Origin of the sequence: Nocardioides endophyticus, assembly GCF_039543845.1 — a bacterium.
GTDB lineage: Bacteria > Actinomycetota > Actinomycetes > Propionibacteriales > Nocardioidaceae > Nocardioides > Nocardioides endophyticus.
The window spans coordinates 17,073-30,710 of the sequence record NZ_BAABKN010000006.1 but is presented as its reverse complement, the minus strand read 5'-3'; the positions used below and the strand labels follow the sequence as shown (position 1 = coordinate 30,710).

Here is a 13,638-nt window from a genome sequence, read left to right as displayed (position 1 = left end):
GGGTTCGGGCGATGCTGATCTACCGCGCGACATCAGAGCTCAGCTGGCAAGAGCCTTCGACCAGAGCTCGTCGAATCGATCCGCGATGTCAGGGAAACCGCTCCAACCGTCCTTGACCATATCGTCCGTTACCGAGTCCTGGGTGATCACCTGCATCGGAATGACGTCGTCCAAGACGGCCTGCGACGGGGCTTGCCCCTGGACCAGCCGCGCGAGTGAGTCCACCTGCGCCCAGCCGATGAAGGTGAAGTCAAACCCAACGCCAGCTCTCATGTCGCCGTCCTTGATCTGCTGGAGCGAGTCCTGCCCCGGCGCCACGGTGACGGTGTCCACCTCCAGTCCCGAGGTCTTCATCGCGGCGGGCAACCCGATGGCCATCTCGCCAACTGCGAATGCAGCCTGCTTGGTATCGGGGTGCGCCTGCAGGTCCGCGATCACGTCGCTCGGTGCCTTCGTGCCTAGGTCGGCGATGGGGATCTCAGCCGACCGCACCTTGCACGTCGAGCACAATTTCTCAACTTCTTCGCTGAAGGCTTCGTATGAGAAGCGGGTTGACTCGATTTCGGGAACGTAGTAGTAGACAGTGTCAACGTCCTCGCCGTAGGTAGCGACGACGTAGTCAGCAAGAACGGCTCCCGCCTTACGGTTTGCGACATCGCTCGATTGCGACACCGGCACCAGACTCTTGTCCCCCTTGCCGAGGCCGAACCCTACCGCCGGCGTGCCTGCATCGGCCAAGTCTTGTAGACCTCGCTCAGCCAACGGCATCGGCAGTCCTGCATCGATGACGCCGTCATAGCCCTTTGCCAATACGGTGTCGAAAGCGTTCTGGATCGAGTCCGCTTGGAATCCAGCGTCAATACGGTCCACTGTCATACCGAGCTTCTTAGCAGCCTCTTGCGCAAAAGTCAGTTCCAGAGCTGAAACAGGGGTTCCTGAATCCAGGTAGGCGATCTTCTTACCCGCCGCCGAACCCTTGAGAGGCTCCGTGATCGGAAATTCGGACGGCGCCGCCAGGTACGGCTTCACCACGTCCTGCGCCGCCACGGCGACTTGGGATGTCGACGCGGCCTCCCCATCGCCCGAACTACCCGAGTCGTCAGACGAACCACAGCCGACCAGGGCCGACCCAATTACTGCCAGCACAGCCGCCGACGTGATTACTCGCCTCATTGCTTCTCCTTGTTCATTGAAGTTTCCACCGCGGCGGTGTGCCGCGGGGAACGTGACGGTCTCGCTGGCTTCGACCGTTCCTTGCTACGGAGTCCTTGCCTGCGTCAAGTTGAGAAGGCGGTTCTCTTGGACCGTCGCCACGGCAGCAGCCGACTGATGGGATCCCAGAAACTGGACCGCCCAGACCGCTTGAAGGTGGCCATCGCTACCGCGACGAGCAGCGCCGCGCCGTTGAATGCGTCTGGGATCCAGACCGGGGCTCCAGCTAGTTGAAGCCCTTTGACACCGGCAGCGATCACGTACACAGCCAACACGGTGCCCCACACGTTGAACCGCCCGCCGAATTGAGTGGCGCCGAAAAATGTGGCCGTGAATGCGATCAGCAGATATCCGGGTCCGAGCGTCGGGTCGGCATTCGCCAACTGGGCGGTGAGCAGCACTCCCGCGCCGGCGGAGATGGCCCCGCCGATCACCAAGGACAAGATGATGACACGACTCGTGCGCACACCCGACAGCTTCGCGGCATCGATGTTGCCGCCGACGGCGTAGATTCGACGCCCAGCAGGAGTCTTCTCGAGGAAATACCACAAGACGAGCGCGACAACCAGCAGGATCCACACGGGATAAGTCAGCCCGAACAACGTGCTCGAGCCGAGCTCAGCAAACCTCTCGGGCATCCCTAAGATTTGCCTACCGCCAGACAACCCACTCGTAAAAGCCGCCAGAAGAGAGCTTATGCCCAACGTTGCGATGAAGGAATCGATCCGCCAATACACGATCAGATACCCTGAAATGATGCCGACAGCAATTCCCATTCCGAGGCATATCGCGACAGTAATCCAAATGCCGTAACCCTGGTTCACCAGAAGCCAGCCTGTGAGCATTGACGCTGCGCCCACCTGAGCGCCAACAGCCAGGTTTATCAATCCGGCAGCGAGCGGAAGTAGGAGCGCGAGAGCCGCGAATGCCGGAATCGCGTTGTTGTTGAGCAGTGTCTTCAGCGTTATTGATGTCAAGAAGAGATCAGGAATCCACAGGCTGAACAGGATCACGATCGCCACAGCCAGGTACAGAACGCTGATATTTGCTGGCGACAGAGATGCCAGGAAGCGGTGCCGACGGCTACGCGACGCCGGGCTCGGGCCCGCGTCGTCGGCGTGGGCATCACGGTCGAGAGGCGCTACGTCGGTGTTCACAATTCTCCTCCAGGCTGGCTGTTCGGACTAGATGCCAAAGCTGCACGTAGAATGTTGTGCTCGGTCACGTCGCCGGCGATGAGCTCAGCAGCGACACATCCGTCCCGCATCACGATTACCCGGTCGCACAACGAGACGAGTTCGTTCTCATCCGAGGAAGACACCAGCACCGCGGCGCCGCGTTCCGCTACCTCGCGCACGAGTGTGTAAATGCTTTGGCAGGCGCCCACATCGACCCCTTGCGTTGGCTCGTCCAGCAGCAACACCGTCGGCTGTATGCGCAACCACTTCGCGATGACGACCTTTTGCTGGTTGCCACCGCTGAACAGCGTGAAGGGACGCTCCGGGTCGTTGGGAAGCACTCCGACCTGGGCAAGCTCACGTTGCGCGACTCGGCGCTCGCTCCTGATGGAAACGCCCTGATTGCGTAAGAGCCCATTCATGCTGGTGAGAGTGAGATTCTCGCGAGCGTTGAACGTGAGGACACTGGCCAAGCCCCGGCGATCACTAGGCACATATCCGATCCCGGCGCGAATTGATGCAGGGATCGAGCCAGGTGCTACGGCCACGTCGTCGACTGAGACGGCGCCTGTCTGAACAGGCCGTGCTCCGAAGATGCAACCGAGAACTTCGTCGCGGCCAGAACCGACGATCCCGCTGATCCCGACGATCTCGCCTATACGGACCTCAATGTCGAAGGACTGGATGTGCTCAGCCTGGAGATTCTGCACGCGGAGCCGAGTCCCAGTCGACGGTCGCTGCGACGCAGCGGAGTCCGGTGTCGCGATCGCGATCTGCTCGCGACGAGACGGCGCTTCTTGCGGCAGACCGCTGATTGCAGTGACCAGAGCCTCTTCATCGAAGTGACCCCGACGTTCATTCATGATCTTGACGCCGTCGCGCAAGACTACGGCTCGATCTGCTAGCTCGACCGCCTCGCCGAGATGGTGAGATATGAACAGAATGGCCGCGCCGCGTGCCGCGAAGTCCTTCACGACAGTTCGCAGCCTTTCAGCCTCGTTGCCGTGAAGGTTTGCAGTCGGCTCATCTAGAACAAGGATGTTGCGCGTGCCGTGCCAGCTCGACGTAGCGCGTGTGATTGCCACGATTGCCCGCTCCGCGGGACTGATACGTGAGACCGGGATGGTGACGTCGAATTGTGCACCGAACTTGGCGATCATCTTTTCCGCCCGGGTGGCCTCTGTCGGTGGAAACGGCAACAGGTCTCGCCAGCCCGGCTGATTCCCCAGGCCCAAGTTCTCAACAGTGGTCAGAGAAGAGACGAGGCCCAGGTCCTGGTGAATGAAGTGGAGATCACTTTGCACTTCGACAACCGAACCTGGATCGGGCCGGTAGAGCCCGGCCAAGACCTTCACGAGCGTGCTCTTCCCGCTTCCGTTGTGCCCAAGAAGCGCGACAACCTCTCCTGCGGAGACGTCGAGGTCGACCTCGTTCAATGCCTTGACGCCTGGAAAGGTCATCGAGAGGTTTCGGACTCGAAGCAACGGAGCGCTCACGTGGTCGCCCCCCGCGTTAGAACTTCGTTGCCCGGGTTGAGTGTGCGGACCAAGAACTCCAGCACGAGGTCGTTGACCTGCTCGGCCTGTTCGATGTTCGCCATGTGACCGCACCTCGAGAGGACATGAAGCTCACAATGCGGCACTCTCCTAGCTACGTCGTCCGCATAGCCGGGCTCACGCAGGGCATCGTCGGCGCCGGCGATCAGCAGCGTGGGGACGCTGATGTCCTCGTATGGTGTGCGGTCTTGGCCACCGAACCCCTCAGGCTCCGCGGCCACCGGCGACTTGAACCGGGCAGCAGCAACCGCCTCCCATGCGCCTGGTTGTGTTGCATCGTGCAGTCGGCGATCAAGGAGATTCGGATCGTTTTCCCAGCGCGGGTCGAGAGTCATCGCCCGCACGAGCGCCCGCATGCTCTCCCGGGTGCCGTCGAATCCGACCATGCTCTGTCTGGCGGCGTTGTTGGGCATGAAGCCGCCCCCGGAGATGGCGACTGCTGCCTGCACCGGCCAGTCCTGTTCTTTGCTGGCCAGAACCTGCAACAACAGGGTTGCGCCCATCGAGACACCAGCGAAAGCCGCGGCGTCGACGCCGATCTCCTCCAAGAACCGGGTCATGTGCCATAACCGACGGGCTCGACCGCCCTCGAAGTCGTGCACCTTTGCCGTCCGGCCGAAACCCAACCAGTCCGGCGCGATGACATGGAAACGGGAGGCGAACGCGTCGAAGTTTCGATACCAGGTCGCAGCGCCAGATCCGCCGAAGCCGCCATCGTGAAGAAGAATCAGGGTGGGTCCCTCTCCCCCCTCGAGGTAGTGGGTCCGCAGACCGCTGACCTCCACGTAGTGAGAACGAGCAGAGATGGGCTCGTCGATCTCCGGGTTCACTTCGTCTCCTCGTCCCCTAGAGGGCGTCTGATGGCCTCGGCCGAATCCCCTTGAAGGATCGATCAGGTACGCCGACGCCAGTCGAGGGCTGATCGGCATACTTCTTGCCATCGTCAAATCGGGCTTGAATCGAGTTGGTCGGAGCAAGGCGCTGCGCACCGCGCCAGGCTGCGTAGACTTGCGGACGGTCAGGCGGGCTCGGTCACACGCGCACCTAGTCCTCGCCACGTCCCCTCGTGGTAAACCAACGGGTCGCCGCCGGGCTGGCCCAGCGAGACCGCGACGACCTCAGCGACATAGAGCGTTGCCGCGCCGGCGCGAACGCGGTTCAAGATCTGTGCCTCCAGGCGAGGGGACTCGGTCAAAAAGACTGGTGCGCCCGAGGGATTGCGTGTCCACAGCTCCTGATCACGGAAGCGGTCGATCCCGCTCGTCGCGCCGAGGACCGCCAACCCGATGTCCTTGGCGCCGAGGAGGTGCGCAACGACGCGAGACGCGTTGGCCATCACGGGCGCACTAGACGATGACTCGGATACTGAGAACGCGACCAAGAACGGTGTTGCGCTGACGGAGATGAGGGACGTCAAGGTCATCGCAACGCGGCGACCGTCGGCCTCTGCGGTCAGTAGCGCAGCTCCCGCAGGGTGCCTGCGAAACACGGCCTTGCAGGCATCTACGTCGACGGACTGAGCTCGTCCGGCCTCGCTCGCCGGGTTCTTCCCAGCGACGTCGAGCTGAGCAGGGGTCACGTGCACGTGAACCGCTCCCTCAGCGGACGCTCGTCAGGGGTAGTCCGGTAGATTCCGCGGTCGATGAGTCGGGGAACCAAGTGCTCCACGAACCCGTTCGCGGACTCGAGGCCCTCCGGGCACATGAGAAGGAATCCGGCAGCGAGACCCTCCCTGAACCAGAGCTCGATGTCGTCACAGAAGTCGTCGTATGAGCCCACAAACTTCTGGTGCGACTGACCGAGACTCGCCTGGAGCGTGACTTCTCGCACGGTCACTCCTGGTCGCTCCTGAATCCAGTTGTAGAGTCCTCGGTAACTTCCCCAAGCCCCCCCAATGGTGCTTTTGACGGTCTGAGGGTGGGGAAGAACGTCGACAGGGAAGGGATCGTCAACGTCGTCGTAGCTGTAGCTGATGCCGAAGTTGGCCAGCGCGTTGGGCGCCATCGCGTCCACTTCCAGATGCATGTCCAACGAGCGCTTCCTCTCCTCGGCCTCCGCTCGGGTCGCTCCAAGGAATGGCACGATCATTGGCATGATCGGAATGCTGTCGGGCTTCCTGCCCGCGGCGACCAGGGATTGATTCATCTCAGACCGATATTCGGCCGCCACCTCTCGTGAGACGGCGTTGGTGAACACGACGTCGGCGTGCTTGATCGCTGTGGAGATCTGAGATCCCGATCCCCCGGCCAGACCCACAAGAGGCCTGCCTTGACGGCTAGGCGCAACGTTGAGTGGCCCCTCGACGTCGAAGTACTTCCCGTGGTGGTTGACCGCCTCGGCGAAGAGATCCGTGCCTCCACGCTCGTTCGGTCGAAGAGTTCTCCGGTCCCACAGGCCTGAAACGACGTCGAGGAACTCGTCAGCCCGCGCGTAGCGCTCTTCACGAGGCGGAAGTGGGTCGCTACCAAAATTTGGTGCTGCCGTAGCGAGCGCACCGGTCACGCAGTTCCATCCCGCTCTGCCGTCCGAGATCAAGTCGAGCGACGCCATGAGGCGGGCGAGATTGTACGGCTCGTAGAAGCTGGTCGTACCCGTGGCGATCAGGCCGATGTTTCGGGTCCTGGCCGCGACGGCGGCCAACGCGGTGAAAGGCTCGGGCGAACCACCACCAGCCAAGGGCGAGCCGACTGCCACCAGAGTGTCGGCCAGAAACATCGAGGTGAAGTTGCCTTCCTCGGCGATTGCCGCGTACTCCGAGTACAGCGCGACCGGCCGACTCTCGCTCGGAGCAACGCCCGCCGCGCGTTCGACTTCTTTGAGTCCGGCGTGGAGGGTGATGGAGTTGGCGATTAGGTTGAGATGGAACTTCTTATCGCTGTTCAAGGTCTTGCTCCTCGTCATGTCTGCGTAGTGAACGGTCGACCTCAACGACGCACATTCAGGCTGCTGAACAGGATCCCCTTCACTACTCCACGCCAGTGATCCCAGCAGCGCAGCGACCTGGAGCTCTTGTCAAAGTGATCCGCACTTGGTGGATGCCTGGCCTTCAAAGCCGCTGGCGACCGCAGACAGGAAGTCTCCACGGACCCACCCTGTGAGGCCAGTCACTGGTTCATTGAATGGTTAAGCCGCCTGGACCGGGGTGCCGGTCGCATCCAAGGGCGCGGTCGCCCGTGGATCAGCCGGTGCAATCCGGAGCGCGCCCACCGTGGTGGCCATTCGGACGTGCGGCGACCAGCTCGGGAATCACGACGCTGGCCCTTCGACGCTAGTCAAGCCGCCGAGGAGCGGCGCCCGCGTTCAAGCCCTCCTGGGCAGTCGTGTCCCTGTCCATTTCCTAGCTGGGCGGCGCCGCTGGTCAGTCATGTCCGCGATGCTCATCGCGCCGTGCCCGTTTTCACGCGTCGTTCGACCCGTTGATCAAGGAGGGCACTACGAGCCGCTCGAGTCGCGAATCGGCACGCCCGGGCGCCAGCCCAGCCTGCGTGACAGACCGAGCCCACTGGTGATGACCGAGGGCAGAACTCCGTGAGGCTGCACAGAGCCAGCGCGAACGACCACGGACAGGGCCGCCACCACCCGTCCTTCGTGGTTCATGATCCGGGTGGCAATCGAGTCCGCACCGTCAGTGAGCTCCCCACGGACGAGTGCGAAGCCTGTGCGCCGGCTCTCTTCTAGTTGCCGACGCAGCAGCTGGGCGTCGGTGACGGTGTTGTCGGTGTGCCGCCGCAACTTACGGCTGAGCACATCGTCAATCATTTGCCGGCCAGCATGACTAAGCAGCACTTTGCCTACGCCTGAGCAGTGCAGCGGAAGCCGTCCGCCGACCTGGGACACGAGCCCCACAGCATGTGGAGCCGATAGACGTTCCAGGATCACTGCCTCTTGACCCTCCAGGACCGCAAGCTGCACATGCTGGTCAAGAGCTGTGTACAGATCTTCCATGAAGGGCTTGGCCATCGTTCGAAGCGACTCCGTCAAGGGTGCGAGGGTCCCGAGCTGCCAGAGTCGCAGCCCAACCGAGAACCGGCCGTCGGGGCGCTGGTCGAGGGCACCCGCATCCACCAGCTCCAACACCAATCGGCGCGCCGTGGAATGGGGCAAGCCGGTTCTGCGCGCCAGGTCAGCGAGACTGAGATCGGGGCTGTCGGGCGCGAACGAGAAGAGCAGCTCCATGAGGCGCGAGCTGACGGTGCGACCCGGTTCGCTAGTCCTAGACATGGTTACTCCCCCTTCACCCTGTATCGAGCTCGCACCCCATCAATGTTCGTTGAATGGCGCGCTAGTGCTCACCATCGTACTCATCGAGGCAGTATGCGGACGCGGGAAGCCAACGTCTCCACCTCATCGGTGCGGCCGGCCCGTCGAGCGGGTCCAAGCGGTCCGCCAGAGACGTCTCTGATATCGAGGAGCTCCGATGACAACGCGCATCGCCGACACACCAAGGGTTGTCATTTTGGGCGGGGGCATCGGTGGGTTGGCTGCTGCGGCTTTCCTCCGGAGAGAGGGACTGGATGCCACGGTCTATGAGCAGGCACATCAGATCGTCGAGGTCGGCGCGGGCTTGGTGGTGGCGCCGAACGCGGCACGTCAGTTGCGCCGCCTCGGGGTGCTCGGTGACCTCACCAAGCGCGCCGTACGCCTCGAGATCGGTTGGGAATTCAGGCGGTGGCAGGACGGTCGTGTTCTCTCCGCTGAGAACCTGGTCTCCTCCTGCGAAGGTCTCTATGGCGAACACACCTACACCGCACACCGGGCGGACCTGTTGGCCGCAATAAGGGCGCAAGTCCCCGCAGCGGCCGTCGTCCTCGGCCACAAGTGTGTTCAGCTCGAACGTACGGGCGACAAGCTGCGCCTGGAGTTCGCCGACCGAGAATCCGTCGAGACCGATGTCCTGATCGGCGCCGATGGCGTGCATTCCATCGTGCGCAACACGCTTTTCGGGGTGTCGCCGGCGACCTACTCGGGGATCTGCGCCTTCAGGGCTTTGGTGCCGGCTGACCAGGCGCCTGCGTTCGCTCGACGTCCTGCGCAGACTCTCTGGCTCGGGCCCGGCCATCACTTGGTCCACTACCCGGTCTCAGGTGGTGACTACATCAACTTGGTCGCCTTCGCGCCAGCAGGCGATTACACCACCGAATCATGGACTGCGACGGCGACGGTGGAGGAGTTCCTTCAGGAGTTCAAGGGCTGGGACCCGCGCCTGACCGAGCTCATCCGCTCCGCTGGGGTCCCCGGTCGCTGGGCACTGCTGGATCGCGAACCTCTGACCCGGTGGTCTGACGAAGGGGCAACCCTGCTGGGCGACGCGGCCCATCCGATGTTCCCGTTCTTCGCCCAGGGGGCGGCCCAGGCCATCGAGGATGCTGCGGTGCTGGCCCGATGCCTAGCGGACGGTCTCGATGACCCGGCGGCGGCACTGCGTCGCTATGAAGGCATCCGTATCCCCCGGACAACCAAGCTACAGCGCGTCAGTCACGGCAGGGCGGAACTCAACCACCTCCCCGACGGTCCCGAACAGCAAATGCGGGATCGAGCCTATGCAGACGAGGATCCACTGCTGGCGAATGGCTGGATCTACGGCTACGACCCCGAAGCGCCACTCGCTGCGACGGCGGACCTGCCTTGAGATTCGTTCATGTGACCCTGCCGCAACGGGTCGTGTTCGCGCCGGACGCCTCACCACAGGCAGTCGCAGAGCAGGTCTCGGCTCTGGGCGCGAATCGCGTCATGCTGATCGCCTCAGAGCGTGAGGCGACGCTGGCCGATCCCATCGCCGCGGAGCTGCCGATGGCGCTGCGCCATGACGAGGTCGTGATGCATGTCCCTGCCGAGGTAGCCGAGCGGGCTCGACTGGCAGCCGCCCAGAGCCGGGCAGACGTCCTGGTGACTGTCGGTGGCGGTTCCACTACGGGGTTGGGTAAGGCGGTCGCGCTGACCACCGGCCTTCCGATCATTGCGGTACCCACGACCTATGCCGGTTCAGAGGCGACCAACGTCTGGGGCTTGACGGACGGTCGGACCAAGAACACAGGGGCCGACGAGAGAGCGTTACCTCGCTCCGTCGTATATGACGCCGCCTTGCTGACCTCTCTGCCCGCCGCTATGTCTGTCGCTAGTGGGCTCAACGCTTTGGCGCACTGTGTCGACTCGATGTGGGGTCCGCAGACCGATCCAATCGATCAAGCCCTGGCAACCGAAGGAATTCGGGCACTAGCCGCGGGTCTTCGCGCGGTCTCCTGCGAGGGCAGCAGCATCGACGGGATCGAGCAGACGCTGTACGGCGCCTACCTGGGCGCAGTCGCGTTCGCCTCCGCCCAATCCGGGATGCACCACAAGATCTGCCACGTACTGGGCGGCATGTTCAACCTTCCCCATGCCCAGACCCATGCCGTGGTCTTGCCGCACGTGCTGAAATTCAACTTGCCCAACGCCCCCAATGCTGCGACGCGGATTGCCACCGCCTTGGGGGCCAACCGCGCCGATGCCGGCCTGGCTGAGCTATATGCCGTCCTGGACGCTCCCAAAGCACTGAAGGAGTACGGCATGCCTGAAGACGGTATCGCCGAGGCCGTGCCGGCAATCCGCGCCGCCATCCCCGACAACAACCCGACACCCATCACCGAGGAGAACATCACCGCGCTGCTGCACGCGGCCTGGGAGGGAGCCCCGTCATGACCACCTTGCCTGCCCGCGACTCCGGTGCGACCGGCGTCACCACAACAGACACGCCCGCTGCCGACGCGCCTGCCATTAGCGCGGAACAGGAGGCCGTCGAGGCCGAGCTCGTCGCGACTGTGATTGCGTCCTTCGAAGAGTGCGGAGACGCACGCTTGAAAAGCGTCATGCAGTCACTGGTCAAGCACTTGCATGCCTTCTTGAGGGACGTGCGACTAACCGAGCGGGAATGGAACGCGGCCATCGAATTCCTCACCCGGGCCGGCCACATCACCGACGAGGTCCGTCAGGAGTTCATTCTGCTCTCCGACACCCTCGCCGCCTCGATGCAGGTCATCAACATGAACAACGTGGCGTACAAAGATGCCACCGAGGCCACCGTCTTCGGCCCGTTCTTCGTCGGCGACAGCCCAGAGATCGAACTCGGTGGCGATCTGAGCTTCGGAGCAGTTGGCGAGCCGTGCTGGGTCGAAGGGAGCGTCACTGACACTGACGGAAGGCCCCTTGCCGGGGCCCGCATCGAGGTGTGGGAGGCCGACGAGGACGGCTTCTACGACGTGCAGTACGACGCCGGGAAGCGCGCGGCCCGAGGCCACATGTTCACGGATACCGATGGCAGCTACCGGTTCTGGGGCCTTACCCCCACGCCCTACCCGATTCCCGACGATGGCCCGGTAGGTCAATTGCTCGCCGCAGTCGGCCGCTCCCCCCTGCGTGCGGCACACCTGCACTTCATGGTCAGCCATGAGGGGTTCCGCACGCTGGTCACTCACATCTTCCCCGAGGGCGATCCCATCGGCTGGAAGGACTCCGTCTTCGGTGTCAAGCAGTCACTCATCAAGAGGTTCCAGCAGCAGCCAGCCGAGACCCCAACGCCAGATGGCCGACACATCGACGGCGAGTGGAGCAAGGTTAGCTTCGACATCGTCCTCGCCCCAGCGGACTCCGCGTCCGGAGTTCGCCGAGGCTGATCGGCTCGTGGAGCTCAGGGCATGCGTTGACGGATATGGCACCTGAGCTGAGTGTCGACGACGCTCGAATTCTGGTCGGTTCCGACGCTCGAAAAGTGAACGGAGTGGCCAGCCTAGTTCGGCTGGTGGTCGGCGGTCTCGCGGATGCTGGGCAGGGTGTCGATGCCGCGGTTGCGTAGCCGGTACGAGGCGCCTTTCAGGGTGAGGACGTCGGCGTGGTGCACGACGCGGTCGATCATCGCGGCTGCGACGACGTGGTCGCCGAAGACGCCTCCCCAGCCGCTGAACGGCAGGTTGCTGGTCAGGATCAACGAGGCGTGCTCATAGCGGCTGCTGACCAGTTGGAAGAAGAGGCTCGCGGCGTCTTGCTCGAACGGCAGGTAGCCGACCTCGTCGACGATGATCAGCCCGTAGCGCCGCAACCGTGCCAGCTCGTTCGGGAGCTTGCCGGCGCGGTGCGCTTCGGTGAGCCGGGTGACCCACTCGGTCGCGGTCGCGAACAGCACTCGGTGGCCGTGGTTCGCTGCCGCGATCCCCAGGCCGGTGGCCAGGTGCGTCTTGCCGGTGCCGGGCGGTCCCAGCAGCACGATGTTGCGTGCCTCGGTCAGGAACCCGCCGGATGCGAGTACGGCGACCTGCTGCCGCACGCCAGGTTGGGCGTCCCAGTCGAACTCCTCGATCGTCTTGCGGGCCGGGAACCCTGCGGCCCGGATCCGCAGCTGGGCACCCGATGCGTTGCGGGCTGCGACCTCACGATCCGGCACTGCGGCGAGGTATTCCTCGTGGCTCCAGCCGGCGTCACGTGCGTGGTCAGCAAGGCGGGCAGCGGACTCGGTGATCCGTGGTGCTTTCATCGCCGATGCCAGGTACGTCAGCTGCTTGAGCGCCTCGGTCGTGTCGCTCTTCTTGCCCCTGCTGCTGTCATCACGCCACCTCACCGGTGCGGGTGTCGGTCAGGCCGAAGGCGCGGTCGTAGTCGGCCAGGCCTCGTACCAACCCCGCGTCCGGATCGGTGACGGGGCGGGAACGCTGGAACTTCTCACGCAGCACCTTCGCGGTCGCGACGTGATGGTGCGCACCACCCGACTGTTCGCGATCCTCAGCCAGTCGGCGAACTGGGCGTTGAAGTCAGCCGGTGACGCGAAGGACCGGCCGGCCATGAAGGAGGTCTCGTAGTAGCCGTTGCGGCGTTCGACCACACCCTTTGACTCGGGGTCGTAGGGCTTCAGCCGCTGCACGGTCGTGGCCAGGACGCCCGCGAACCCAGCAACGCCGTCAGCGTGCCGCTTGCCGCGGCCGATGCCAGACTCGTTGTCCCAGATCAGCCGGCGCGGCACCGCGCCCAACTCCAGGATCAGCTCCCACATCGCCAAGACGAGGTCCTCGGTATGCCGCGTGGGGACCATCCGACCGACCATGAAGCGCGAGTGCGCGGCGGTGATCACCATGACCGGCAACAGCGTCTTCGTCCCATCCTCGAGCGGGATCTTCTTCGGCGGGAACCACAAATCGCACTGCGCCGCATCCCCCGGCAGCCACGCGAGCCGATCGGCCGGGTCGACCAGCCGCTGCTCAGACCGCAGCCGGCGGACGTTGTCGCGGAACCACGTGATCGACCCGGTCCAGCCAACCCGCTCGGCGATCACCATTGCCGGCAAGTCCGGAGTGTCCTTCAACAACTGCCGCACCAGCGGCTCGACCGGTGTGAACGACGTCGGTGCCGACGCTCGCTCGTACTTCGGTGGCGCATCGGACGCCACCGCCTTGATCACGGTCATGCGTGAGATCCGCAGCCTCCTGGCGATCTGCACCTTCGAAACGCCCCCGCCGGCAAACCGACGGATCAACGCCCAGTCCTCCAAAGTGATCACTCTCCGATCGTGGTGAGTGTTCACTTTTCAAGCGTCACAACTGTTCAGTCTTCGAGCGTCGTCGACAGGGCACGGCTAACGGTCGAATCGCGACCACGTCGTTGACGCCCGTCGATCCTCGGTGCGGACGCCTCCAGTCGCCAGACCGTGCTTCGGGACCGCCTTCCATACC

General features: G+C 63.7%; 12 protein-coding genes. 3 read left to right on the top strand and 9 right to left on the bottom strand.

Going from position 1 to position 13,638, the window contains the following annotated elements:
- Positions 1 to 39: 39 nt before the first annotated feature.
- The 7 genes from ABEA33_RS04785 to ABEA33_RS04755 all read right to left on the bottom strand — a co-directional run bounded on the left by ABEA33_RS04785 (position 40) and on the right by ABEA33_RS04755 (position 8,122).
- Positions 40 to 1,173 (bottom strand): sugar ABC transporter substrate-binding protein, encoded by a 1,134-nt coding sequence (locus ABEA33_RS04785; protein WP_345525471.1) that lies wholly within the window; start codon positions 1,171 to 1,173, stop codon positions 40 to 42.
- 104 nt (positions 1,174 to 1,277) lie between these two features.
- Complete coding sequence (locus tag ABEA33_RS04780) at positions 1,278 to 2,369, bottom strand: ABC transporter permease (protein ID WP_345525470.1); 1,092 nt, start codon at positions 2,367 to 2,369, stop codon at positions 1,278 to 1,280.
- A complete protein-coding gene (locus ABEA33_RS04775) occupies positions 2,366 to 3,886 on the bottom strand; it encodes a sugar ABC transporter ATP-binding protein (RefSeq protein ID WP_345525468.1) in 1,521 nt (506 codons plus the stop codon). The genes ABEA33_RS04780 and ABEA33_RS04775 overlap by 4 nt, the downstream gene beginning before the upstream one ends.
- Positions 3,883 to 4,776: an alpha/beta fold hydrolase gene (locus ABEA33_RS04770; protein ID WP_345525467.1), complete on the bottom strand. Its 894-nt coding sequence runs from the start codon at positions 4,774 to 4,776 to the stop codon at positions 3,883 to 3,885. The genes ABEA33_RS04775 and ABEA33_RS04770 overlap by 4 nt, the downstream gene beginning before the upstream one ends.
- Positions 4,777 to 4,964: 188 nt before the next feature.
- On the bottom strand, positions 4,965 to 5,435 hold the full coding sequence (locus tag ABEA33_RS04765; RefSeq protein ID WP_345525625.1) for a flavin reductase family protein: 471 nt from the start codon (positions 5,433 to 5,435) through the stop codon (positions 4,965 to 4,967).
- A gap of 86 nt (positions 5,436 to 5,521) precedes the next feature.
- A complete protein-coding gene (locus ABEA33_RS04760; RefSeq protein WP_345525466.1) occupies positions 5,522 to 6,847 on the bottom strand; it encodes an NtaA/DmoA family FMN-dependent monooxygenase in 1,326 nt (441 codons plus the stop codon).
- A gap of 531 nt (positions 6,848 to 7,378) precedes the next feature.
- Positions 7,379 to 8,122, bottom strand: coding sequence for an IclR family transcriptional regulator (locus tag ABEA33_RS04755; protein ID WP_345525465.1), 744 nt, complete (start codon positions 8,120 to 8,122; stop codon positions 7,379 to 7,381).
- A gap of 241 nt (positions 8,123 to 8,363) precedes the next feature.
- Here ABEA33_RS04755 and ABEA33_RS04750 point away from each other — a divergent pair, with 241 nt between their 5' ends.
- From ABEA33_RS04750 to ABEA33_RS04740, 3 genes are read left to right on the top strand one after another with little or no spacing between them, the layout of a single operon-like run.
- Positions 8,364 to 9,575, top strand: coding sequence for an FAD-dependent monooxygenase (locus ABEA33_RS04750; protein WP_345525464.1), 1,212 nt, complete (start codon positions 8,364 to 8,366; stop codon positions 9,573 to 9,575).
- Positions 9,576 to 9,586: 11 nt separating this feature from the next.
- Entirely contained in the window at positions 9,587 to 10,624 is a 1,038-nt protein-coding gene (locus tag ABEA33_RS04745; protein ID WP_345525462.1) for a maleylacetate reductase, read from the top strand.
- The gene (locus ABEA33_RS04740; protein ID WP_345525461.1) at positions 10,621 to 11,595 is read left to right on the top strand and encodes a dioxygenase family protein; all 975 of its coding nucleotides are present in this window, start codon (positions 10,621 to 10,623) and stop codon (positions 11,593 to 11,595) included. The genes ABEA33_RS04745 and ABEA33_RS04740 overlap by 4 nt, the downstream gene beginning before the upstream one ends.
- Before the next feature lie 113 nt (positions 11,596 to 11,708).
- Here ABEA33_RS04740 and istB read toward each other — a convergent pair whose 3' ends face one another.
- Positions 11,709 to 12,533: an IS21-like element helper ATPase IstB gene (gene istB, locus ABEA33_RS04735; protein WP_345525460.1), complete on the bottom strand. Its 825-nt coding sequence runs from the start codon at positions 12,531 to 12,533 to the stop codon at positions 11,709 to 11,711.
- Between the two features lie 15 nt (positions 12,534 to 12,548).
- The gene (istA, locus tag ABEA33_RS04730; protein WP_345525459.1) at positions 12,549 to 13,466 is read right to left on the bottom strand and encodes an IS21 family transposase; all 918 of its coding nucleotides are present in this window, start codon (positions 13,464 to 13,466) and stop codon (positions 12,549 to 12,551) included.
- Positions 13,467 to 13,638: the final 172 nt, after the last annotated feature.

Excerpts from the sequence above, each read along its gene's own strand:
- ABEA33_RS04785 (WP_345525471.1), bottom strand. The coding sequence starts at position 1,173 with ATGAGGCGAGTAATCACGTCGGCGGCTGTGCTGGCAGTAATTGGGTCG.
- ABEA33_RS04760 (WP_345525466.1), bottom strand. The coding sequence starts at position 6,847 with ATGACGAGGAGCAAGACCTTGAACAGCGATAAGAAGTTCCATCTCAAC.
- ABEA33_RS04755 (WP_345525465.1), bottom strand. The coding sequence starts at position 8,122 with ATGGAGCTGCTCTTCTCGTTCGCGCCCGACAGCCCCGATCTCAGTCTC.
- ABEA33_RS04750 (WP_345525464.1), top strand. The coding sequence starts at position 8,364 with ATGACAACGCGCATCGCCGACACACCAAGGGTTGTCATTTTGGGCGGG.
- ABEA33_RS04740 (WP_345525461.1), top strand. The coding sequence starts at position 10,621 with ATGACCACCTTGCCTGCCCGCGACTCCGGTGCGACCGGCGTCACCACA.